Raw genomic sequence first — 22,571 nt, 5'->3', positions numbered from 1 at the left:
ACCGTGTCCGAACGCCTTGCCGATGCCCCTGCGGCGGAACAGGTCCGGCCCGCCGAACCGGCGATCTGGTCCCGCAACTTCCGCTATTACTTCACGGCCCGCAGTGCGGGCCTGCTCAGCTGGGCGATGCTCCCGGTCGCGGTCTCGGCCGGTCTGATCGGCAGCGGCCACGGCCTGGACGCCGCCGGCTACGCGATGGCTTTTCTGGTCGGCCCGTTCGCCGGGCTGGTGCTGTTCGGCGGGGTGCTCGCCGACCGGTTCACCGCCCGCCGGATGATGATCGTTGCCGACCTGGCCAACCTCACCGCGCACATCCTGCTGGCCGTTCTCTTCCTGTACGGCATCGACCACCTGTGGCAGCTGTACGCCCTGCTGGTGGTGGCCGGTACCGCCAACGCGCTGTTCCAGCCCGGGGCTTCGTCCACCGTCCCGCTGGTGGCCCGGGACGTGCAGGGTGCCAACGGGGTGCTGCGCACCTCCGAGGCGGTCACCGGGCTGGGCGGGCCCGCGCTGGCCGGCGTGCTGGTCGGGTTCGGTTCCACGGGCTGGGTGATGGTGATCTCCGGCCTCGTCTACGCGACCAGTGCGATCTGCCTGTTCGCGCTCCGCCTCGGTGCGGTGCCCGCCCCGCCGGTCGGGGACGGGCTGTGGCGGAACCTGGTGGTCGGCTGGCGGGAGTTCCGTTCCCGCAGCTGGCTGTGGGGCGTCATCGCGATCTGGATGGTCTACGCCGTGCTGTCCTGGGGCCCGCAACTCTCGCTCGCCGCAGGGCTGATCGTCCCCCGGCACGGCGCCACCGCCTTCGGGCTGGTCAACTGCGCGCTCGGCGCCGGGACGGTGGCCGGTGGGCTGATCGCGATCCGCTGGAAGCCGGCCCGTCCGCTCGCCGCCGGCGGGGCTGCGATGTTCGCCTACCCGCTGTACCCGCTCGGCCTGGTGCTCGGTGCCCCGGTCTGGCTGCTCGCCGCCGCGCAGCTGCTGGTCGGCGCGGGGATCGGCGTCTGGGGCGTCATGTGGGCCACCAGCGTGCAGACCCAGGTTCCCGGCGAGGTCCTCAACCGCGTCCACGCGTACGAGGTGGCCGGCTCGGTCGGCATGTACCCCCTCGGCAGCGCGCTGGCCGGCCCGGCCGTGCACGCCTTCGGCACCACGCCCGTCCTGCTGGTCGGCACCGTCGTCGCGCTGCTCGTCCCGGCCGCGCTGCTGCTCACCCGCCCGATCCGCACGCTGACCCGGGTGCCGGACCGCAGCTGAAAAACGTGGGCCGATATCAGTCGTCCAGCGGTTCCGGAGCGGGGGCGGCGGGGCGCGGGGCGGCCAGCAGGAAGGGGATCAGGCCGCGGTGCAGCAGGGCGGTGCGCCAGGCGGTGCGGGCCGCGGACAGCTCCTGGGTGTGCTGCGGCTCCTCGGAGGGCGTGGCGCGCTGGCGGGAGGCGCTGAACAGCAGGCCGAGCAGGCCGATCAGGGCGCTGGCGACGGCGATGGCGACGGTGGACCATGCGGCGGTGCGCAGCACGTCGGCGGTGAAGGCGTGCGGGCTGGACAGGCCGATCAGGGACGCCAGCAGGAAGAACACGGCGGCGGCGCTGCCGGACACGATCGGTACCACCAGGGCCAGCGCGCCGAACCAGCCGGACATCCGCTCGCCGGGTTCGGCGGCGGGCCCGGGTGCGGCGGGTGCGGCGTCGCGGAGCCGGCAGTACGTCAGGTACTCAGGTTCGGCCGCGGCCAGGATCTCCTCGGTGCGCTGCCGGGCCAGTATCCGCAGCCGGGTGGCCTGCGAGGTGTCGCCGGTCAGTGCGGTGCGCACGGCGGGGTCGGCGAAGGCCCGGCCGAGGGCGTACTCGAAGTCGGCGCGGTCCTGCTGGGTGGGGCCGTGACCGGTGAGCGGGTCCATGGTGTTGTCCCCCGTGGGTCGAATGCCGGTCAGCCGTAGCTGACGTCGGAACAGAGGTCGTCGTCGGCGGAGCGGGCCTGGCTGACGCTGGTGGGCAGCGGGCCGGTGGGCAGCGGCGGGGCGGCGGTGGTGCCGTTGCCGGCCGCGTAGTCGGCGCCGAGGGTGAGGGAGATGCCGGCGTGGCTGCCGGCCTGCAGGGTGGCGCCGGGGAAGAGTTCGGCGACCTTCTGGGCCTTGGCCTTCTCGCCGGGCCCGTATTCGACGAGGGTGGTGGCGTGGCTGCGGGAGGTGGCGTTGGCCCGGCCGGTGACGGTGAAGCCGGAGCCTTCCAGCGCCTCGGCGGCCTTGCCGGTCAGTCCGCCGGTCTCGGTGCCGTTGTAGACGGTGACCTTGATGCCGGCCCCGTCGACCTTGGCCGGTGCGACGGTCTGGCTGGGCGTGGGTTCGGCGGCGGGCGCACTGGCGGCGGGCGCACTGGCGCCGGCCGAGGCGTCCTGGCCGTCCAGGGTGCGGTCGGCCTTGAGCGCGGCCCACAGCTGGTCGACGTCGGGGTGCACGAGGGCGACCCGGTCGCCCTGGTAGCGCCACGGCACGGTGAGGAACTTGATGTCGTGCAGGTCGATGTCCTTGAGCGACATGGCGAAGTCGACGAGCTTCTGCGCCGAGCCGAGTCCCTCGTCGACGGTGAGCGACTTGGTGACGGCGTCGGCCAGCGGCAGCAGCGCGACGGGGTTCATGCCCTGCGACTTGACCTGCTTGATCAGCGAGGACAGGAAGGCCTGTTGGCGCTTGGTGCGGCCGATGTCGGAGCCGTCGCCGAGGCCGTGCCGGATCCGGACGTAGTCGAGGGCGGCCTGGCCGGAGATCTTCTGGTGGCCCTGGGCGAAGAGCTCCTTGCCGCGGTGTCCGAGGTTCGGGTTGAGGTCGCCCTCGTACACGGCCTTGGGCAGGCAGACGTCGACGCCGCCGACGGCGGAGGTCATGTCGGCGAAGCCCTGGAAGTTGATCACCATGGTGTGGTCGATGCGCAGCCCGGTGAGCTTCTCCACGGTGTTCTGGGTGCAGGCGGGGTTGCCCTGGTCGGTGTTGCCGACCGAGAAGGCGCCGTTGAACATGGCGCTGGCCTGCGGCTTGGTCCAGGTCTTGTTGGGCAGCAGGCAGGACGGGATGGCGACCAGCGAGTCGCGCGGGATGGAGACGCCGACGGCGTGTTTGTGGTCGGCGTAGACGTGCAGCAGGATCGCGGTGTCCGAGCGGGCGCCGCCGTCGTCTCCGCCGCCGAGGTCCTTGTTGGTGCCGGCGCGCGAGTCGGAGCCGATCAGCAGGAGGTTGGCCGGGACCCGGCCCTGGGAGTCGGCGCTGGCGGCGTCGGGGCGGTCCTTGCTGATGCCGGCGCTGTCGAAGGTGCTCAGGTTGCCGTTGAGCCGGTAGTAGACCAGGCCGCCCGCGGTGACGGCGAGCGCGACGACGCCGGCGGTGGACCACAGGACGATCCGGCGGACTTTGCGGCCGCGGCCGGATCCGTCGCTCCGGGCCCCCACCCTGCGTGCAGACATGACGCACCCTTCCCCGTCGTGGCCGGCGGAGCGCCGGCCCGAACTTCTACAGAGCTGTAGAGGTTCAGCGAAGCATACAAATTCGGTCGGGTGAAGTCACACCCCTCCCTCCGTGCGGTGGCGGCGCCCGCGCCCGGTGCCCGGGAAAGCGCGATCCCCCGGCGGCCGGGGGCCGTCGGGGGATCGGTGAGCGGGGAAGGTCAGTGCATGCGCAGCAGGGCGAGGTGGACGACGGTGGCCCGGGCGAGGTCCAGGGTGGCGCCGCGGCGGTGGCGGCGGGCTTCGGCGGATCCGGCGCGTTCGATGGCGGTGCGGCGGGCGTCGTCCTCGGCGGGGGCGTCCACGATGAACAGGTGGCTGCCGGAGCGGACCTGGTTGGCGTGCGGGATCTCGACGCACCAACGGTGACGGCTCTGGGTGGCGTCCATCGGCCTTCCTCTCCCGGCGGGACCTCCGTGCCGGTACCTGGGGGGGCTTCCGCGGGCGGCAGGGGTCCTTAGACCATAGGTATAGGCCAATTCCTCCGTCAAGAGGACAAGTTGTCCATTAGATAATCCGTTCAACGGTGTATATCCGGTCGCTGTCCGCTACCGTTCCGGCCATGACCGCCCCCGCCCACCCGGCACCCTCGGCCCGCCGCCTGCGCACCCGGGCCACCCTGCTCGCCGTCCTCGGCGAACACGGCACGCTCAGCCGCGCCGAGATCAGCCGGCTCACCGGGCTCTCCCGCTCCGCCGTCAGCAGCGCCGTCACCGACCTGATCGACGAAGGACTCGCCGGCGAAACCGCCGCCACCGCCGCCGCCGGACGGGGCCGCCGCGCCGCCGCCGTCACCCTGCGCCGCGCCCACGCCCTCGTCCTCGCCCTCGACTTCGGGCACACCCACGTCACCGCCGCCGTCGCCGACACCACCGGCACCGTACGCGGCGAGGCCACCGCCCGCCTCGACGTCGACAACCACCCCCGCGAGGTGCTGGCCGCCGCCCGCACCCTCGCCGACCGGGCACTCGCCGCCGCCGGCCACCCCCTGGACGCCATCACCGCCGTCGCCGCCGGCATCCCCGGCGCCCTCGACACCCGCACCAATGTGGTTCGCGCCCCCTCCACCCTCTCCCAGTGGATCGGCATGGACCCCGCCGCCGAACTCGGCCGGCTCTTCGGCCTGCCCGTCACCGTCGGCAATGACGCCGAGATGGGCGCCCGCGGCGAACGCGCCCACAGCGGCGGGAACGCCGTCAACGACCTGATCTACGTCAAGGCCTCCACCGGCATCGGCGCCGGACTGCTGCTCGACGGACGCATCTACCGCGGCGCCAGCGGCATCTCCGGCGAGATCGGACACATCCAGCTCCCCGACACCGGCACCTGGTGCCGCTGCGGCAACCGCGGCTGCCTGGAGTCCGTCGCCTCCATCGTCGAGGTCCGCCGCCGCCTCGCCCACGTCCTCGCCCCCGGCGCCCGCCCCGACGAAAACGTCGAACTGCCGCCGCTCGGCGAACTCACCGACACCCCTGCCGCCGCCCGCGTCATCGGCGAAGCCGGCCGCACCATCGGACGCGTCCTCGCCGACCTGGTCAACTGCCTCAACCCCGCCGCCATCGTGATCGGCGGCGAACTCGGCCTGGCCGGCACGCCGTTGATCAACGGCATCCGCGAGTCGGTCGACCGCTACGCACAGCCCGCCGTCGCCGAGGCCGTCGAGATCCGCGCCAGCCGGCTCGGCCTGCGCTCCGAACTGTACGGAGCGATCGACACCGCGGTGGCCGCGGCGGTCGGTCAACTGCCCTGATCGACGCCGCGCCGGCCCCTAACGAGGCTGACGGGCCCGCTCCGCCAGGAAACGGCGCTCCGGCAGGCTCGGCGCCAGCGCGGACGCCCGGCGGAACACCTCCGCCGCGGCCTCCGCCTCGCCGGTGCGGGCCAGCAGCTCGGCCCGCACCGCCAGAAAACGGTGGTGCCGGCCCAACACCCGCTCCAGCGCTTCGAGTTCCTTCAGCGCGAGCTCCGCGCCGTGCACCTCCGCCAGCGCGACCAGCCGGCCCAGTTCCGGCATCGGGCCGGGCGCCACCCGTACCAGCAGGTCGTACAGCGCCAGGATCTGCGGCCAGTCGGTGGCCGCCACGTCCGGCGCCTCGTCGTGCAGCGCCGCGATCGCCGCCTGCAACTGGTACGGGCCCACCCGGCCGTGCGGCAGCGCCCGTTCCACCAGCGCCACGCCCTCGGCGATCGCCGCCGCGTCCCAGCGCGTCCGGTCCTGCTCCGCCAGCGGCACCAGCTCCCCGCCCGGGCCGGTCCGCGACGGGCGCCGGGCGTCGGTGAGCAGCATCAGCGCCAGCAGGCCCATCACCTCGGCGTCCGCGGGCAGCGACCGGTGCAGCAGCCTGGTCAGCCGGATCGCCTCGTCGGACAGCCGGGGGGTGGTCAGGTCCTCGCCGGAGGTGGCGGTGTAGCCCTCGTTGAACACCAGGTACAGCACCTGCAGCACCTCGCGCAGCCGCTCCACCGTCTCACCCGGCTCCGGCAGCACGAACCACAGCCCGGACGAACGGATGGTCTGCTTCGCCCGGCTGATCCGCTGCGCCATGGTCGCCTCCGGCACCAGGAACGCCGCCGCGATCTGCGCCGTGCTCAGGCCGCCGACGGCGCGCAGCGTCAGCGCGATCCGGCTCGGCGCGGTCAGCGCCGGGTGGCAGCACAGGAACAGCAGCGCCAGCGAGTCGTCCCGGTCCGCGGCGGGGTCGGCGTCGGCCGCCCGGCCCAGCAGCTCGGACTGCGGCGTGGCCAGGAACAGCCGCTCCTCGCGTTCGCGCCGGGCCCGGTCCGCGCGCACCAGATCGACCAGCCGGCGCGCCGCCACCGTCACCAGCCAGCCGCGCGGGTTCTCCGGCCGGCCCTGCCGCGGCCACTGTGTCGCGGCCGCCAGCAGCGCCTCCTGCACCGCGTCCTCGCAGCTGTCGAACGCGCCGGGGTGGCGGCGCAGCAGCACCGCCAGGACCTGGGGCGCGAGTTCGCGCAGCAGGTCCTGGTCGGCGGGTGCCCGGTCGGTCATGACGCGGTTCAGTCCGTCATCGGCGTCTCGTGCAGGATCGGCCACAGCTCGACCGGTTCCTGGTCCGCCCACGGCATGTCGGCGGCGATCTCCAGCGCCCGCTGCTCGTTCTCACAGTCCAGCAGGTAGAAGCTCGCCATGTACTCCTTGGTCTCCAGGTACGGCCCGTCGCTCACCGCGGGCAGCCCGTCCTGGCGGCGCACCAGCCGGCTGGCGGCCGCGTCGCCGAGGCCGTACGCGCCGATCAGTTCGCCGGTCTCGCGGTAGCGCTGGTTGAACGCGTCCTGCTGGGCGATCGCCGCCGGCCACTCCTCGGCCGAGATGGACGCCCACTTCTCCTGGTTGCCGTAGGTCATCAGCAGGTACTTCACGGGGACCACGTCCTCTGTGTCGGTGGGTGCTTGTGTCCACTGGTCGGAGCGGAGCGGCGCTTCTCTACACGGAGTGGCGCTTCTCTGCGCGGGGCGACGTTATTCGGCGGAGGCGGTCGGCGGGGTCCAGACGTACGGCGTGGTGGTCGTGACGGCGTGCATGCCGAGGCGGCGCAGGATCGGGGTGCTGTCGGGGGAGGCGTCGACCTGGAGGTAGCGGATGCCGTGGTCGAGGGCCCAGCGGGCGCGGTGGGCTACCAGCGAGCGGTAGATGCCGCGGCCGCGCCAGGCGGCCAGCGTGGAGCCGCCCCACAGGCCGGCGAACTCGGTGCCGGGGGTGCGGGTCAGCCAGGCGGCGGAGACCACCTCGGGGGTGGGGGTGTCGGTCTCGGCGACCACCACCAGGAAGCCCTCGGGGTCGGCGGCGGCGTTCTCGGTGAGGTCGCCGACCAGCCAGCTCCAGTCCTGGCCCCAGACCTCGCCCTGCAGCGCGGCGATCCGCCGCATGTCGGTGCGGGCGGTGACCCGGCGCAGCGTGATGCCGTCGGGCGCGGGGGTGGGGGTGGCGAGTTCGGCGGCCAGTCCGATCAGGACGGTCTCCGGCTCCTCGGCGACGAAGCCGGCCGCGGTCAGCCGTTCCGGGAGGTCGGCGGGCAGGTCGTGGCCGCGGGTCTTCCATTCGACGCTCTCGCCGCGGGCGGTGAAGAAGTCGCGCTGCCGGGCGATCAGCGCGTCGAGCTCGGCGCCGTCCAGGCCGAGGTCGGCGGACGGGGAGGTCACGAAGCCGCGGAAGCCGCCGCTCTTGCGCAGCAGCGGGCCGTCGGAGTCCCGGGTCTCGCCGTCGCGGGCGGGGCCGAGGCCGCGCATGTGCTCGTCGTAGGCCGCGAGCAGGGCCGTGGTCGGGTCGGTCACCAGGTGAGGGTAAACGATCTTGGCAGGCGCTCACCGGCAATTCACGGGAACACCACTGGCGTTGACGCCGGGGTGAAGGTCTAGCGTCGGAGCCATGCGGATCGGCGAGCTGGCACAGCGGGCGGGGACCACCACCAGGACGCTGCGGTACTACGAGTCGCGGGGGCTGCTGCCCGCGCGGCGCGGCGGGAACGGGTACCGGGCGTACGACGAGGAGGACCTGCGGCTGCTGCGGCAGATCCGGGTGCTGCAGGACTTCGGGTTCGAGCTGGAGGAGACCCGGCCGTTCGTGGAGTGCCTGCGGGCCGGGCATCCGGCCGGTGACTCCTGCCCGGCCTCGCTGGAGGTCTACCGGGCGAAACTGGCCGAACTGGACGCCATGGTGGCCCGGTTGAGCGAGGTCCGGGATCAGGTGGCGGCCCAGCTGGCCCAGGCCGAGGCGGCGCGCGACGCGCTGGCCGCGGCGGACCGGGAGCCGCGTTGCGAGCTGGTCCGCGACCACGAGTGAACGACGAGGGGAGAATCCGATGAGTGGCGTGCAGACCGTGACCGACCAGGACTTCGCGAGCGAGGTGCTGGCGGCGAAGGGCCCGGTGCTGGTGGAGTTCACCGCCGACTGGTGCCCGCCGTGCCGCCAGCTGGCGCCGGTGCTGGCCGAGGTGGCCGAGGAGCAGGCGGGCAAGCTGAAGATCGTCGCGTTGGACGTGGACCGCAACCCGGAGACCCAGGCCGCGTACGGCGTCCTGTCGATGCCCACCCTGATGGTCTTCCAGGGCGGCGAGCCGGTCCGCTCCCTGGTCGGCGCCCGAGCCAAGGCCCGCCTGCTGCGGGAGCTGGACGACCTGCTGTAGGACGCCGGTCGGCGCGGTCGGGCGGGTGCCCCTACGGTGGGTCGCAACACCGCACGACGAAGGAGTCACCGCCATGCCCGACCGCGACGCCGCGCTGGACACCATTCAGCGCGAGCTCACCGCGTTCGCCCGCCGGGCCCGCCACAAGGCAGCCCAGCTGCATCCCGAGCTGTCGCTGGTCACGTACAGCATGCTCGACCTGGTCAAGGAGCGCGGCTCGTGCCGGGCGGCGGACCTGGCGGCGCACTTCATGCTCGACAAGTCCACCGTCAGCCGGCAGGTCGGCGCGCTGGAGCGGCTCGGGCTGCTGGGCCGCCAGGCCGACCCGGACGACCAGCGCGGGCAGCTGCTGCACCTGACCGACGCCGGGGAGCACCTCCTGGCGGAGGCGTACGAGCAGCGGCGGCGGGCCTTCACCGACCGTTTCACCTCCTGGGACGACGAGGACCTGGACCGGTTCGCCGGCTACCTGGTCCGCTACGGCGCGTCCGAATAGCCCTGCTGCGCAACCGGCTTGACCCTCACGTGACGTGAGGCCGGAGGCTGGTGCGCAGCGGGAGGGAAGGAGGCGACGCGATGAGCGGATACACGGTGGGACAGCTCGCCCACCTCGCCGGAGTGACGGTGCGCACCCTGCACCACTACGACGAGATCGGGCTGCTGTCGCCCAGCGGCCGCACCCCGGCCGGCTACCGGCGGTACAACGACGCCGAGCTGGACCGGCTGCAGCAGGTGCTGTTCTATCGCGAACTCGGCTTCCCGCTGGAGGAGATCGCGGCGATCCTGGACGACCGCTCGGTCAGCCCGACCGAGCACCTGCGCCGGCAGCGCGAGCTGATCGGCGACCGGATCAGGAAGTTGGAGGACCTCGCCGCGGCAGTCGAACGAGCGATGGAGGCAAGGACGTTGGGCATTCAGCTGACCCCGGAGGAGAAGTTCGAGGTGTTCGGCAAGGGCTACCAGGAGAACTGGGAGGACGAGGCCGAGCAGCGCTGGGGCGACACCGACGCCTGGAAGCAGTCCCAGCAGAAGACCTCGAAGTACACCAAGGCCGACTGGGAGCGGATCAAGGAGGAGGCCGACGCCATCAACGACGCCCTGGTGGCGGCGTTCACGGCCGGCGCGGCCCCCGACAGCCCGGAGGCGATGGACGCCGCCGAACGGCACCGTGACCACATCGGCCTGAACTTCTACGAGTGCGCCCCGCAGATGCACCGCTGCCTCGGCGACATGTACGTCGCCGACCCGCGGTTCACCGCCACCTACGAGCAGCTCGCCCCGGGCCTCGCCGGGTGGCTGCGGGACGCGATCCACGCCAACGCGGACCGGCAGGAACGGTCCTGACGGCGCGCCGGCCGGGCCGGCGTCACGCGGCCCGGCCGAAGGTGCGCCGGTAGGCGGTGGGCGAGGTGCGCATGGTGCGGCCGAAGTGGTGGCGGAAGGTCGCCGCCGACTCGAAGCCCACCGCCGCGGCGATCTCCTCGACGCTGCCTTCCGGCGATTCCAGCAGCGGCAGGCTGGCCGCGATCCGCTGGATCGCCACCCACCGCATCGGGCTGACCCCGTTGCGGGCGGTGAAGTGCCGCAGGTACGAGCGGTCGGACATGCCGGCCGCCCGGGCCAGCAGCGGTACGGTCAGCGGCCGGGCGAGCTGGTCCAGCGCCCAGCGCATCGACCGGGCCACCCCGTCCTCGGGCTCGTCCACCGGCCGCACCGCGGCTTCGACGTACTGGGCCTGCCCGCCGTCCCGGTGCGGCGCGGCGACGAAGCGGCGGGCGACGGTGTTGGCGACCTTGGCGCCGTGGTCCTGCCGGACCAGGTGCAGGCACAGGTCGATGCCGGCGGCGCTGCCCGCACTGGTCAGCACCTGGCCGTTGTCCACGTACAGCACGTCCGGGTCGACCCGGACGTCCGGGTGGCGGCGGCGCAGTTCGTCGGCCCACCGCCAGTGGGTGGTGGCGGGCAGGCCGTCGAGCAGTCCGGCGGCGGCCAGCGCGAAGGCGCCGGAGCAGATCGACACCACCCGGGCGCCGCGGGCGTGCGCGGTGCGCAGCGCGGCGACCACGGCGGGCGGTACCTGGCCGTACGGGTCGGGCACCCCGACCACCACGGCGGTGTCGGCGGCGGCGAGTTCCTCCAGGCCGTGCCGGGGGGTCAGGGTGAAGCCGCCGACCGCTTCCAGCGGGTGTCCGGGCCGCTCCGCGCACACCCGGACGTCGTACCAGGGGGCGGCCAGCAGCCCGGCGAGTTCGGGGCGGGCGAGGGCGAACACCTCGACCACCACGCCGAGTTCGAACGGGGCCATGCCCGCGAAGGCGTACACGGCGACGGTGTGCACGGGCGCCGGGCGCTTTCCGATGGTGACGGGCACGGGCTCGGCCATGTGGTGCTCCAGGTGCGGCCGTTGGCGGGACGCGGCGAGTGTAGCGGCCCGTGCCGCCGCCGTGCCGCGCGCCGGGCCGGGGCGGACCGGGTGCGTCCGGGCGGTGCCGCAGGCTGACCGGACGGTGGCGGAAAACCTTTGGAACTGAGCGGCGGCCGCCCGGGAGGATGGGGTCGACAGCACGCGCGGGCAGCGGCAGCGCCCTTCGCGGACCTCACCACACCCCTACTCCGGAGAGCAGCCATGTTCACGCCCGGCCGTGCCCGTTTCGAGAAGATTGTCGTGATCGCCGCCGTCCGCTCCGGGTGGGGCCGACGGCACTGAGCGCACCGAAGCCCCCGCCGGCGGACCGGACGGGGGCTTCGGGGCGATGCATGATCAGCTGGTCAACGGGATCAGCCGTTCAGCGAGGCCATCCAGGCCTCCACCTCGTCGGCCTGCCGGGGCAGGCCCACCGACAGGTTCTCGTTGCCGTCGGCGGTGACCAGGATATCGTCCTCGATCCGGACACCGATGCCGCGGTACTCCTCGGGGACGGTCAGGTCGTCGGTCTGGAAGTACAGGCCGGGCTCGACGGTCAGCACCATGCCGGGCTCCAGCACCGCGTCCACGTAGCTCTCGCGGCGGGCGTGCGCGCAGTCGTGGACGTCCAGGCCGAGCATGTGGCCGGTGCCGTGCAGGGTCCAGCGGCGCTGCAGGCCGAGCTCCAGCACCTTCTCCACGTCGTACACCGAGGCGTCGATCAGGCCCCACTCCAGCAGGCGCTCGGCGAGCACCCGCTGCGCGGCGTCGTGGAAGTCGCGGAAGGTTCCGCCGGGGCGGACGGCGGCGATGCCGGCCTCCTGGGCGTCGTACACCGCGTCGTAGATCTTGCGCTGCAGCGGGTTGAACCGGCCGTCGATCGGCAGCGTGCGGGTGACGTCGGCGGTGTACAGCGTGCTGGTCTCCACGCCGGCGTCGAGCAGCAGCAGCTCGCCGGGGCGGACGTCACCGTCGTTGCGCACCCAGTGCAGGGTGGTGGCGTGCGGGCCGGCCGCGGCGATGGTGCCGTAGCCGACGTCGTTGCCCTCGACCCGGGCGCGGCGCCAGAAGGTGCCCTCGATCCAGCGCTCGGAGGTGGCGACGGCCTGGCCGAGCTCGCGCACCACGTCGGTGAAGCCGTTGACGGTCGAGGTGCAGGCGGCCCGCAGCTCGCCGATCTCCCACTCGTCCTTGACCAGGCGCAGCTCGGACAGGAACACCGTCAGCTCGTCGTCCTTCTCGGCGTCGAGCTGCTCGGCGAGGGCGGTCTCCAGGGCGGCGTCGTAGCCGCGCACCATGCGGGTCGGGACGGTGGCCGCGGCCAGCTCCTCGGCGGCCTTGCGGACGTCCCGCACGGGCAGGCCGTACAGCTGCTCGGCCTCGGCGTGCGAGTTGCGGCGGCCGACCCACAGTTCGCCCTGGCCGCTGAGCCAGAACTCGCCGTTCTCCCGGTCGGAGCGCGGCAGCAGGTACAGCGTGAACTCGTGGCCGCCCTCGACGGGCTCGCCGACCAGGACCGCGTCCTCGGTCTGGTTGCCGGTCAGGTGCACGTACTCGCTGGCGGCGCGGAACGCGTACTCGGTGTCGTTGGCGCGGGTGCGCAGGTTGCCGGCCGGAACGACCAGCCGCTCGCCCGGGAAGGCGGCGGACAGCTTGGCGCGGCGCTCGGCCGCGTACGAGGCCTGGGCGACCGGCTGCAGGCCGTGCAGTTCGGTGTCGGCCCAGCCGGAACGCATGGACGCGGCGAGTTCGTCGGAGACGCCGTCGTACAGGCCGTTCTTGCGGCTCTTGATCGGCTCGTCCTCCTCGCCCTCGGCGGTCCCTTCGGGGTTCTCGGACTCCGCCGGGCTGCGGTCCTCGGTCACTACGTCGCCTCCTTGCGCGTGGTACCGCCCCGCACTCCCCGGGTCGCGGGGCGCGAGGGCGGACGTCGCCCCCATGGTACGTAGGGCCGTTCGAGTGAAGAAAGGCTGTTCGGGAGGCGGCTCGTGCTACTCGAAGCGGGCCGCCAGCAGCACCAGGTCGTCCTCGCCCGGGTCCTCGCCGCCGGCCTCGGCCAGCAGGTGGTCGCAGAGCCGCTCCGGGTCCAGCCGGATGTCGCGGGGGGCGTCCGCGGCGGCCCGGCGCAGCGCGCTCTGCCCGGCGTGCAGGTTGGACCCGAACCGGCGGGCCAGGCCCTCGGTGTACAGCACCAGCACGTCGCCGCGTTCCGCGGTGAGCTCCACCCCGGGCGCCTCCCAGCAGCTGAGCATGCCGAGCGGCGCGGACAGCGAGGTCTCGACGAAGTTCGCCCCGTACCGGGTGAGCAGCACCGGCGGGCAGTTCGCCGCCCCGGCCAGCGCGATCCGGCGCTCGGCGGGGTCGACGTTGGCGTACACGGCGGTCGCCGAACGGGTCGGCTCGGTGGTCTTCAGCAGCAGCTCGAGGTCGCCGAGCACCGACACCGGGTCCTCGCCCTCCAGCACCGCGTAGGCGCGCAGCGCGGCCCGCACCCGGCCCATCGCGGCGGCGGCGCCGACGCCCGCGCCCGGTCCGGCGCTGGGGCCGCCGCCGAGCACGCTGCCGACGGTCAGCGCCAGGGTGTCGTCCGGCAGCGGGACCGCGTCGTACCAGTCGCTGCCCGCGGCGTGCTCCAGCGCGGCGGGCACGCAGCGGGCGGCGATCCGCAGGCCGGGCCGGGCGGGCAGGTGGTCGGGGAGCAGCGAGCGGCGCAGCGCGGCGGTGGCGCGCACCGCCCGGTCGGCCTCCAGTTGGCGGGCCAGCAGCGGGGAGGCGAACTCGCAGTAGCGGCGCACCAGGTGCTCGCGGCGTTCGTCGGGGCGGCCCGGTTCGTCGTAGAACCAGACGGCGGCGCCGAGCGCGCCCTCGCGTGCGGTGGCCAGCGGCAGCGCGTAGCAGGCGCCGAGGCCGAGTCGGGCGGCGATCTCGCGGAACCGGGGGCCGACCGTCGGGTCGGTGGCCAGGTCGGAGATCAGCAGCCGGCCGGTGGCGCCGGGGAGGCTGAGCAGGTCGGCGAACGGGCCGTGCTCGGCGGGGATGGTCTCCAGCTGGCCGAGCGTCGCCGGGTCCAGGCCGAGGCCGACCGGCCGGGCCAGGGTGCGGGCCGGCCCGGGCCGCAGGGTGACCACCAGGCCGCGGCGGGCGCCGAGCAGTGCCGCGCCGGAGTCCAGCAGCGCGTCGAGGGTGCCGGGCAGCCCGTCGGCCCGGGCCAGCAGCTCCAAGTGCTCCTGGAGGCTGGTGAAATCGGACAGCCATCCGGCCAAACGGTCCTGCAGATCCGCCGAGGGCACCTCGCCGAGTTCCGGCAGCAGCACCGGCTCGGACCTCAGGGCCTCGGCCGCCAGCGGCTGGACGTCGGTCATGTCGCAACTCCCCACAATCCGGAACGTGTCACGCAGGAGCCCCGAGACCGACCGAAAACGATGTCTTTACTCACTACTCGGCACGATTCCCCCACTTGTACACAGGCCGATCGGGGCATGTCCAGGACTGCGACGGGCCGAACGTGCCAGGGATCGTACGGCGAGGCCCCGCAGGTGCCACCCGGGGCGCCGGGCACTCACTCGTACGGTGGAACCGGCGTCGGCGGAGCCGCGTCCATCCGGACGTATGGGGGATTCTCGTTCCAGCGGAGCGGCGTGGGCATGAGCGCGCCCGCACCCGCCCGCACCCCCGGCCCAGGCCGACCGACGCGGAGAGGAACGAGCCGCCATGCGCCGACACAGCCAAGAGCCGCTGACCGAGCGGGTCGGCCAGTGGTGGCCGGGCCGCCGAGGCCGGACGCTGGCGCTGGCCGCCGCGCTGCAGGCCGCCGCCGGCTGCGGCTGGCCGGTGGTGCCGGGGGCGCGGGCGCTGCGCGGACCGGCCTGCTCGTGCCCGGACCGGCTCTGTCCGGCGCCCGGCGCGCACCCGTGCGACCCGCCGCTGGAGGCGGCCACCACCGATCCGCGGATGGTCCGGCACTGGTGGGAGCGGCGCGCGCCGGGCGCGCCGGTGCTGGCGGCCACCGGCCGGTCGCTGTGCGCGGTGAGCCTGCCCCGCGCGGCCGGGCCGTGGCTGCTGCGGCACCTGGACGAGACCGGCGTCCCGTTCGGCCCGGTGCTCGGCGCGCCGGGCCGGTTCGTGCTGCTGACCGCGCCGTACACGCTGCCGGAGCTGGGCGCGCTGCTGTCCGAACGGCCGTGGGTGCCGGGTACGTTGCGCTACCACGGGCCGGGCGGCTACCTGGTGCTGCCGCCTTCGCGGACGGGCGCGGGCCCGGTGCACTGGGTGCGCCGCCCCGGTCACGGCCGGCCCTGGCTGCCCGAGGTCGGCACCCTGCTGGGCGGGTTGATCACCGCGAGCGCGGTCGCCCTGCCGTACTGCTGACCTTCCGTCAGGTCCGTTGCGGGGTAAGCCCGGAGACAAAAAAGGCCCGACCGCTGGCGACGGGGGATGCACCAGCGGTCGGACTGTTCAAACAGTAACAAAGATCCGGCTCCGCGCCAATTTGTCCACGCCGAAAGGACCTTGGGATTTTCGGCCGTCTGGCGGAAATGTGACGCCGGTCACTGCCCTGCTAGTTGAGGGTGATCTGACGGTTCACCAGGTTGGCGCGGGCGCGGCGCTCCTCGGCGGTCAGCGGTGCGGGCGCGGCCAGCACCTCGGCCAGCTTCGCGGCGAACTCGACGGCGGGCTTCTCCACCTCGGCGGCGGTCATGTCCACCGGCAGGTCCCACACCGGCACGGTCAGGCCGTGCGCCCGGAACGAGCCGACCAGCTTGGTGTTCTCGCCCAGCGAGCTCTCGCCGGCCGCCGTCAGCCGGGCCAGCGCGTCCAGCAGCTGCTCCTCCGGCACGGTCATCACCCAGCGCAGGTGGTTCTTGTCCGGGGTGCCGCACCAGTACGCGGAGTCCACGCCGGCCAGCTTCTCGGTCGGGATCGCCGAGGCGTTCGCCCGCTCCAGCGACGCCGCCACCTCGCCGGTCGCCGACTCGGCGTCCTCCAGCCAGAATTCGAACCCGGTGAACACGGTGGGCACGAAATCGGCCGTGGTGTCGAGCAGTTCCTGCAGGCGGCGGCCGCCCGGGTTGGTCCGGCGGGCCGGCACCGGGGTGCCCGGCTCGGTCGCCAGCGCCAGCTCCAGCGCGTCCGCCAGGTCACGGCTCAGGTCGCCCGAGGACGACTGGGTCTGCAGGCCCAGCAGGATCGAGCCGTCCGCCCGGCGCAGCGCCGGCCAGGCCAGCGGCAGCACCGTCGCCAGCGTCACCGACGGGACGGTGCCGACGGCCTCCTCGGCCACCCCGGCGGCCAGCGTCAGCGGCACGGTGGCGGCCGGCACCAGCTCGCGCAGCGCCACCCAGTCCGCCTCGCCCGGCAGGCCCTCGAACGGCCGGTGCACCAACTCCTGCACCGCGTGCGCCGCCTCGCGGCCGTGGCAGGCCTTGTACCGGCGGCCCGAGCCGCACGGGCACGCCTCGCGCGCTCCGACGACCGGGATCTCGCCCTCGACGACGGTGGACTGGCTGGGCTGCTTCTTCGCGGCCTTCTTGGCCATGGTGCGGCTCTCCCGGGGACGTCGGACTTTGCACCGCGCAGCCTACTTCGCCCGCGGCCCGGGATTCAGGCGCTGCGCCGCTCCCCGCCGCCCACCACCTGCTCGAACACCGGCAGCTCCGCCCACACCGTCACCTGACCGGGGGCGTGCCGCACCCCCCAGTCCCGGGCCAGCTTGCCGACGATGCTCAGCCCCCGGCCGCCGTGCGCCGACACCGACGGGCTGGCCGGCACCGGCCGGGTGGTCGCCCCACCGTCCGTCACCTCGAGGGTCAGCAGACCGTCCCCGCGCATCCGCCAACTCCACAGCACCGTACCGATCTCCGCGTCGTCATCGCCGTGCGGATGCCACTCGGACGATCTGTCCGCCTCGTCGGGATCATCGGCCGGCAGCGGTCTGGCATGACGACAGGAATTGCTGAGCAGTTCGGAGAGGATCAACACCGCGTCGTCAATCACCCCGTCCGGTATCGAGCGATCACCGAGATCGTTGCGCAGCCTCCGCCGCGCGGTCGAAACACTGGCCGGACCGTGCGGAACGGCCATGGCCGATGAGGTCGACCCGGCCTGAACTGGCAAAGCTCGCGCCACCATCAACGCCACCCCCGGACCTCCTTCAGCTTCTGCCGAGGGATGGATGCCCGCCGTTAATGCATCGGAAACGGGAGTTCGACGATCCGATCGCGGCATTAACGAGATCCGCACGACGGGCGGCCAAAAGGTGAGGAGCGTCTCACCTTCGGTCTCACCGGGGGGCTTGTCCGAATGGCCAACAGGAAATACCCCGTTCGGTATTTCTGTCACGCCTATGGGGCGAGGGTGCCACCCGCCGGTTGCGCGGTCAGCGGCCCAACTGGGCCAGTACGTCCGCCGGTCGATTGGTGATCAGCGCCTCCACGCCCAGTTCCAGGCAGAGTTCGACGTCCTCGGGGCGGTCCACCGTCCACACGTGCACCCGGTGGCCGGCCCGGCGCAGCGCCCGGATCAGGTCCGGGTCGCGGCGCACCAGCGAGATGCCCGGGCCGGCGATCGACGCGCCGCCCGGCAGCGCCTTGGTGCGGCCCAGCAGCGGCACCGGGCGCTCCCACAGGTACACCCGGGGCACCGCCGGGGCGTTCCGGCGGACCCGGTGCAGGGCCAGCTCGGAGAAGCTCATCACCCGCACCGTGGACTCCTCCGGCGCGGCCGGCAGCAGCCCGAACCGGCCGAGCATCCGCAGCAGTTCGGACTCCACCCGGCCCGCGTACCGCACCGGGTGCTTGGTCTCGATGGCCAGCTCCACCCGCCGCCCGGTGTCCGCGACCAGCTCCAGCAGCCGCTCCAGGGTCAGCACGGAGCTGCGCTGCGGCTGCTCCGGGTGCTTCCACGAGCCGAAGTCCAGCGCGGACAGCTGGGCCAGCGTCATGGTCGACACCACGCCCTGCCCGTCCGAGGTGCGGCGGACGTTGCGGTCGTGCACGCACACCAACTGCCCGTCGGCGGTGACCCGGACGTCGCACTCCAGCCCGTCCGCGCCCTCCTCCAGCGCCCGCTTGTATGCCTCCTCGGTGTGCTCCGGAAGGGCCGCGGAGGACCCTCGGTGGGCGATCACCTTGACCGCGGAGCGGTCGATCGGAGCGGGGAGCGGGGCCGAGGCGCTGTGCTGGGTGTTCACGTCAACCAGCCTACGCGGCACCGGATGACGGGTGGCTTCCGATCCGGCAACACCGCGGTGAACAGCCCTTGATGCGGCGTCAGCCCTTGCGGCGCTCCACGGCCGCCACCGCGCCGGTCGCCAGCGCCGCCACCAGGAACGAGAACAGCGAGGCCGAGCTCCACGCCTGCGGGGTGAAGTGCACGGCCTCCTGCGCCTGCGTCCACAGGTCCGTCCACCAGCCGGCCACCGCGGTCGGCGCCAGGAACTGGTACACCGCGAAGCCCAGCGCCCACGGCGCCAGCATCACCCAGCGCGCCGGGGCGTCCTGGGTCAGGTTCCAGCCGCGCCGGCCGGCCCCGAGGAAGTAGTCCACCGCCAGCACCGCGAACAGCGGCACGAACACCGACCCGATCAGGCCGAGGAACGCGTAGTACGAGTCGGTGAACTCCTTGATGCGCAGCGCCAGTACCGTCACCAGCACGCCGATGCCGCCGGTCAGCACCCGCCGGTCCACCTTCGGCCACAGGTTGTGGATCGACATCGCCGTCGAGTACACGTTCGCGAACGACTGGTCCGACTCGCGCAGCACCAGCACCAGCAGGAACGCCCAGCCCGCGGCCACGCCGGTGAACGAGCCGAGGATCTTCTCCGGGTCGCCGCCGGACTGCAGCAGCGCCACCACGCCCAGCACGTAGCACCACACCTGGGCCACCGTGTAGCCGGAGAACGTCCCCCAGAACGCGCTCGCCGAGGTGCGCGCGTGCCGGGTGTAGTCGGCGGCCAGCGGGACGAACGAGATCGACACCGCGATCACCGCGTCCGTCGCCGACAGGAAGCCGTCCCAGTTGCCCGCACCCGGGTCCGGGAAGCCCAGCCGGGCGAACTGCACCGTGAAGTACACCATCGCCACACCGACCGCGACGGCCACGTACTTGCGCAGCACCGCGATCGCGCCCAGCGGCCAGATCGTCAGCACCGTCGTCAGCACGCCCGCCAGCAGCACGAACAGCCAGCGCCAGCCCTCGGTGCCGGCCACCGTCTGGGCGCCCCAGGCGATCACCGTCAGCTCGTACACGCCCCAGCCGACGCACTGCAGGATGTTCAGCACCGTCGGCACGTACGACAGCCGGGTGCCGAACAGGCCGCGCAGCACCGCCATGGCCGGCGCGCCCGTGCGGGCGCCCACCAGCGCCGCCACCGCGAGCATCGCGGTGCCGATCGCGGTACCCGCCACGATCGCCGTCACGGCCGCGGTGAAGCCCAGCTCGTGGCCCTGCTTGCCCAGCACCGTCGCGGCGCTGGTGAACCCGATCAGGCTCACCCCGAGGTTCGCCCACAGCGCGAACAGCGCCCGGAAATCCAGCGTCCGCGGCGGCGCCGTGTCGAGGGTCAGCGGGGCCTCGGCCCGCGCGGCCGTCTCAAGATCGGAAATTGGGGCAGACGGAACAGCCGTCATGGCCGATACTCCCTACGCCGGCATTACCCGGACAGGTTCCGGCGGTCAGCGCCCCCTCGACCGGGGTGGCGACACCGCCATGCCCTACGGTCGATCCGGCGCACTCTCAGCCTGGCTGGTCCAAGCTCCCGCGACGTTCTTCGGTTTACAGGAGCGACAGGCTAGCCTCCGGGTGGGAGAACGCCAAGGCCGGGGGGAACGGCGTCCGCATCGCGGGACCACTGATGTCCATGTCAGCGAGGCCTAAGGCTTCTCATGATTTCTTCAGGGGCCCGCTTACGGTGTCCGAATCCGGCATAGGAAAAACTGTGCCCCGAGGCTGTGGCCGCGCCGACCGAGCGACGGACCGCAGCCCAAGGTTCTGTCAGCGATGGAGGTCGTCCGTGAGCACCGAGCACGCGAGTGGTACCACCCCGCCGGAGAAGGCCCCCGAGGCCACCGGCACCGAGGCGGCCGCCGCCACCGCCGGAACGCCCGCGCCCGCTCCCTCCTACCTCGACGCCCCGCCGCCGGTGCTGCCGGCGGCCCCGGCGGCGCCCGCGCCCGCCGCGCCGGTGTCCGACCAGACCATGCAGCTCGGGAAGGTCCCCGCCGCGCCGGCGGCCCCGCCGGTGGCCCCGGCTCCGGCTCCGGCTCCGGTGGACGCGCCGCCGCCGTTCCAGAACCCGTACGGCAGCGTCAGCGAGCCGCCCAGCCCCTACACGCCGACCACCGTCACCCCGGCCGTGCCGCCGCACGCCCAGGAGACGCCGGCCAACCCCTACGCGTCGGCCCCGGACGCCCAGCCCGTGGCGGCCAACCCGTTCGCGCCGACCGCGGTCGCCCACGACCCGCAGGGCACCCCGGGCGTCCCCGGCGTCCCCGGCGAAGGGCAGCACCCGTTCGGCGCCGGTCACCCGGTGGGCGGCTGGGGCCACCCGGCCGGCGGTCCGGGCGGCGTCGGCGGGCCGGGCGAGCCGGGTGCGCCGTGGGGTGGCCCGCAGCCCGCCCCGGGCGGCGGCTCCGGCAAGAGCAAGCGCGGCGGCCTGGTCGCGCTGGTCGCGGCGGTCGCCCTGGTGGCCGGCCTGGCCGGTGGTGCGATCGGCGCGAGCGTCTCCGGCGGGAACGGCGACAGCGGCACCAAGCACACCAGCACCACCGTCAGCGTCGGCAACGCCCACCAGACCCTGGACCGGGCCCCCGAGTCCGTCGCCGGGATCGCCGCCAAGGCGCTGCCGTCCACCGTCACCATCAAGGCCTCGAACTCCAGCGAGTCCGGCACCGGCACCGGGTTCGTCTTCGACACCGAGGGCCACATCCTGACCAACAACCACGTGGTCGCGCCCGCCGCCAAGGGCGGCAAGCTCTCCGTCAAGTTCTCCGACGGGTCGTCGTACACCGCGTCCGTGGTCGGCCGCGCCGAGGGCTACGACGTCGCGGTGATCCGCCTCGACAACCCGCCCAAGGACAAGCTCGTCCCGCTGCCGCTCGGCGACTCCGACAAGGTCGCCATCGGTGACTCCACCATCGCCATCGGCGCGCCCTACGGCCTCGAAGGCACCGTCACCACCGGCATCATCTCCGCCAAGGACCGCCCGGTCGCCTCCGGCGACGAGACCGGCGCCAACTCCTCGTACATGAACGCCCTGCAGACCGACGCGTCGATCAACCCCGGCAACTCCGGCGGCCCGCTGCTCGACGGCTCCGGCTCGGTCATCGGCATCAACTCGGCGATCCAGTCGAACACCAGCGGCTCCGGCCGGGCCGGCTCCATCGGCCTCGGCTTCGCCATCCCGATCAACCAGGCCAAGTGGGTCGCCCAGACCCTGATCAAGGACGGCACCCCCGTCTACGCGATCCTCGGCGTCCTGCGCAACGACGACTACCGCGGCGACGGCGCCCAGATCGCCACCGCCCCCGTCCGCGACACCCCCGCCGTCACCCCCGGCGGCCCCGCCGACCAGGCCGGCCTGAAGGCCGGCGACGTCATCACCAAGCTCGGCGGCATCTCCATCGACAGCGGCCCGACCCTGGTCAGCGAGATCTGGACGCACAAGCCCGGCGAGAAGGTCGAGGTCGAGTACACCCGCGACGGCAAGGCCGCCAAGACCACCGTCACCCTCGGCGAACGCAAGGGCGACAACTGACCCCTCCACAACGGAGTGCACCGAACCCGCCCCGACCCGTTAGGCTGGCCTCCACCGAGGAGGGTTGCCCGAGCGGCCTAAGGGAACAGTCTTGAAAACTGTCGTGGCCTCTGGTCACCGTGGGTTCAAATCCCACACCCTCCGCGCCTGAGAACGGCCCCCGACCTGCAGTTTCCGGTCGGGGGCCGTTCGGCGTCCGCGGGGTGAGGGGCCGTCAGGGGAGGCGGCGGTGGGCCTGGGCGAGGGTGAGGGCGGCGAGGGTCATGCCGTCGTCGAGGTGGCCGGTGGTGATCCAGTGACGGAGGTCGGGGAGGGGGAGCCAGCGGGTTTCGGTGACTTCGTCGGGCAGCAGCGGGGTGCCGGAGGGGGTGTCGCGGACGGTGGCGTGGACGATCGCGACGGTGCTGGCGAGCAGGCCGGAGTCGGGGGTCATGGTGCCGAGGAGCTCGAACTCGGCGTTGGGGACGCCGAGTTCCTCGTGCAGTTCGGCCCGCGCGGTGACCAGCGGGTCGGCGCTCTGCGAGAAGCCGCGGGGCAGGCCCCACTGGGGGCGGCCGAGCGGGTAGCGGTAGGTGCGGACCAGTCCGATCAGGTCGCCGTGGACGGGGATGATCACCACGCCGAGGCCCTCGTCTCGGTGACGGATCCTCAGGTAGTGCCCGGCGGTCCCGCTCGGGAAGGCGACCTCGTCGTCGTAGACGTCGACGAAGCTGTTGCGGTACGCGAGGACTTCGCGGGTGCGGCGGATGGCGTCCGGGTGCTCGGTGTCTGTCATGGC

22 protein-coding genes, 1 tRNA gene and 1 riboswitch are annotated in these 22,571 nt (G+C 73.4%); of the genes, 9 read left to right on the top strand and 14 right to left on the bottom strand.

Translation table 11 applies throughout. The features are described 5' to 3' along the window. Positions 1-3: 3 nt before the first annotated feature. Positions 4-1,254: an MFS transporter gene (locus ACFYS8_RS12405; protein WP_387639551.1), complete on the top strand. Its 1,251-nt coding sequence runs from the start codon at positions 4-6 to the stop codon at positions 1,252-1,254. Positions 1,255-1,270: 16 nt separating this feature from the next. Here ACFYS8_RS12405 and ACFYS8_RS12400 read toward each other — a convergent pair whose 3' ends face one another. From ACFYS8_RS12400 to ACFYS8_RS12390, 3 genes are all read right to left on the bottom strand, one after another. Next, entirely contained in the window at positions 1,271-1,897 is a 627-nt protein-coding gene (locus ACFYS8_RS12400; protein ID WP_387639548.1) for a hypothetical protein, read from the bottom strand. A 29-nt stretch (positions 1,898-1,926) separates the two neighbouring features. Continuing rightward, a complete protein-coding gene (locus tag ACFYS8_RS12395) occupies positions 1,927-3,453 on the bottom strand; it encodes an LCP family protein (protein WP_387639547.1) in 1,527 nt (508 codons plus the stop codon). A 200-nt stretch (positions 3,454-3,653) separates the two neighbouring features. Continuing rightward, a complete protein-coding gene (locus tag ACFYS8_RS12390; RefSeq protein WP_387639544.1) occupies positions 3,654-3,881 on the bottom strand; it encodes a hypothetical protein in 228 nt (75 codons plus the stop codon). 173 nt (positions 3,882-4,054) lie between these two features. Here ACFYS8_RS12390 and ACFYS8_RS12385 point away from each other — a divergent pair, with 173 nt between their 5' ends. Further along, a complete protein-coding gene (locus ACFYS8_RS12385; protein WP_387639541.1) occupies positions 4,055-5,242 on the top strand; it encodes an ROK family transcriptional regulator in 1,188 nt (395 codons plus the stop codon). A gap of 18 nt (positions 5,243-5,260) precedes the next feature. Here the strand turns inward: ACFYS8_RS12385 and ACFYS8_RS12380 are convergent, their stop codons facing one another. From ACFYS8_RS12380 to ACFYS8_RS12370, 3 genes are all read right to left on the bottom strand, one after another. Further along, positions 5,261-6,502 (bottom strand): RNA polymerase sigma factor, encoded by a 1,242-nt coding sequence (locus ACFYS8_RS12380; protein WP_387639539.1) that lies wholly within the window; start codon positions 6,500-6,502, stop codon positions 5,261-5,263. An 8-nt stretch (positions 6,503-6,510) separates the two neighbouring features. Further along, entirely contained in the window at positions 6,511-6,873 is a 363-nt protein-coding gene (locus ACFYS8_RS12375) for a YciI family protein (protein WP_387639536.1), read from the bottom strand. 99 nt (positions 6,874-6,972) lie between these two features. Beyond that, positions 6,973-7,785, bottom strand: coding sequence for a GNAT family N-acetyltransferase (locus tag ACFYS8_RS12370; protein WP_387639533.1), 813 nt, complete (start codon positions 7,783-7,785; stop codon positions 6,973-6,975). A 94-nt stretch (positions 7,786-7,879) separates the two neighbouring features. Between ACFYS8_RS12370 and ACFYS8_RS12365 the strand changes: the two genes are divergently transcribed. From ACFYS8_RS12365 to ACFYS8_RS12350, 4 genes are all read left to right on the top strand, one after another. After that, positions 7,880-8,293: a MerR family transcriptional regulator gene (locus ACFYS8_RS12365; RefSeq protein WP_387639530.1), complete on the top strand. Its 414-nt coding sequence runs from the start codon at positions 7,880-7,882 to the stop codon at positions 8,291-8,293. Positions 8,294-8,312: 19 nt separating this feature from the next. Then, positions 8,313-8,636 (top strand): thioredoxin, encoded by a 324-nt coding sequence (gene trxA, locus ACFYS8_RS12360; RefSeq protein WP_387639527.1) that lies wholly within the window; start codon positions 8,313-8,315, stop codon positions 8,634-8,636. A 73-nt stretch (positions 8,637-8,709) separates the two neighbouring features. After that, positions 8,710-9,132, top strand: a complete 423-nt coding sequence (locus ACFYS8_RS12355) for a MarR family winged helix-turn-helix transcriptional regulator (protein ID WP_387639525.1) — start codon at positions 8,710-8,712, stop codon at positions 9,130-9,132. Positions 9,133-9,212: 80 nt separating this feature from the next. After that, positions 9,213-9,980 (top strand): MerR family transcriptional regulator, encoded by a 768-nt coding sequence (locus tag ACFYS8_RS12350; RefSeq protein WP_387639522.1) that lies wholly within the window; start codon positions 9,213-9,215, stop codon positions 9,978-9,980. A 22-nt stretch (positions 9,981-10,002) separates the two neighbouring features. On the opposite strand, the gene ACFYS8_RS12345 is transcribed toward ACFYS8_RS12350, so the two are convergent. The 3 genes from ACFYS8_RS12345 to ACFYS8_RS12335 all read right to left on the bottom strand — a co-directional run bounded on the left by ACFYS8_RS12345 (position 10,003) and on the right by ACFYS8_RS12335 (position 14,402). Next, the gene (locus ACFYS8_RS12345) at positions 10,003-11,019 is read right to left on the bottom strand and encodes a helix-turn-helix domain-containing protein (protein WP_387639519.1); all 1,017 of its coding nucleotides are present in this window, start codon (positions 11,017-11,019) and stop codon (positions 10,003-10,005) included. A gap of 395 nt (positions 11,020-11,414) precedes the next feature. Beyond that, positions 11,415-12,905 (bottom strand): aminopeptidase P family protein, encoded by a 1,491-nt coding sequence (locus ACFYS8_RS12340; RefSeq protein WP_387639516.1) that lies wholly within the window; start codon positions 12,903-12,905, stop codon positions 11,415-11,417. Between the two features lie 126 nt (positions 12,906-13,031). Continuing rightward, positions 13,032-14,402, bottom strand: a complete 1,371-nt coding sequence (locus tag ACFYS8_RS12335) for a PP2C family protein-serine/threonine phosphatase (protein WP_387639514.1) — start codon at positions 14,400-14,402, stop codon at positions 13,032-13,034. Between the two features lie 349 nt (positions 14,403-14,751). On the opposite strand from ACFYS8_RS12335, the gene ACFYS8_RS12330 reads away from it, so the two are divergent. After that, a complete protein-coding gene (locus tag ACFYS8_RS12330; protein WP_387639511.1) occupies positions 14,752-15,408 on the top strand; it encodes a bifunctional DNA primase/polymerase in 657 nt (218 codons plus the stop codon). A 190-nt stretch (positions 15,409-15,598) separates the two neighbouring features. Here ACFYS8_RS12330 and ACFYS8_RS12325 read toward each other — a convergent pair whose 3' ends face one another. From ACFYS8_RS12325 to ACFYS8_RS12310, 4 genes are all read right to left on the bottom strand, one after another. After that, positions 15,599-16,576: a DUF5926 family protein gene (locus ACFYS8_RS12325; protein ID WP_387639509.1), complete on the bottom strand. Its 978-nt coding sequence runs from the start codon at positions 16,574-16,576 to the stop codon at positions 15,599-15,601. Positions 16,577-16,641: 65 nt separating this feature from the next. Continuing rightward, positions 16,642-17,178 carry an ATP-binding protein gene (locus ACFYS8_RS12320; RefSeq protein ID WP_387639507.1) on the bottom strand — a complete coding sequence of 179 codons (537 nt, stop codon included), beginning with the start codon at positions 17,176-17,178 and terminating at the stop codon, positions 16,642-16,644. Positions 17,179-17,416: 238 nt separating this feature from the next. Continuing rightward, on the bottom strand, positions 17,417-18,229 hold the full coding sequence (locus ACFYS8_RS12315) for a glycerophosphodiester phosphodiesterase (RefSeq protein ID WP_387639505.1): 813 nt from the start codon (positions 18,227-18,229) through the stop codon (positions 17,417-17,419). 79 nt (positions 18,230-18,308) lie between these two features. Continuing rightward, the gene (locus ACFYS8_RS12310; RefSeq protein WP_387639503.1) at positions 18,309-19,667 is read right to left on the bottom strand and encodes a purine-cytosine permease family protein; all 1,359 of its coding nucleotides are present in this window, start codon (positions 19,665-19,667) and stop codon (positions 18,309-18,311) included. After that, a riboswitch (TPP riboswitch) is annotated at positions 19,658-19,809 on the bottom strand. Its footprint overlaps the gene before it by 10 nt. Positions 19,810-20,050: 241 nt before the next feature. Between ACFYS8_RS12310 and ACFYS8_RS12305 the strand changes: the two genes are divergently transcribed. Together ACFYS8_RS12305 and ACFYS8_RS12300 are read left to right on the top strand one after the other, a co-directional pair. Then, positions 20,051-21,793, top strand: a complete 1,743-nt coding sequence (locus tag ACFYS8_RS12305) for a S1C family serine protease (RefSeq protein WP_387639501.1) — start codon at positions 20,051-20,053, stop codon at positions 21,791-21,793. A gap of 58 nt (positions 21,794-21,851) precedes the next feature. Next, positions 21,852-21,937 (top strand) — tRNA-Ser (locus tag ACFYS8_RS12300). A gap of 70 nt (positions 21,938-22,007) precedes the next feature. On the opposite strand, the gene ACFYS8_RS12295 is transcribed toward ACFYS8_RS12300, so the two are convergent. Further along, positions 22,008-22,568 carry an NUDIX hydrolase gene (locus ACFYS8_RS12295; RefSeq protein WP_387639498.1) on the bottom strand — a complete coding sequence of 187 codons (561 nt, stop codon included), beginning with the start codon at positions 22,566-22,568 and terminating at the stop codon, positions 22,008-22,010. Positions 22,569-22,571: the final 3 nt, after the last annotated feature.

The organism is Kitasatospora sp. NPDC004615 (assembly GCF_042873545.1).
In the GTDB taxonomy this organism is placed as follows: Bacteria; Actinomycetota; Actinomycetes; order Streptomycetales; family Streptomycetaceae; genus Kitasatospora.
This window is presented reverse-complemented; position numbering and strand designations above follow the sequence as displayed.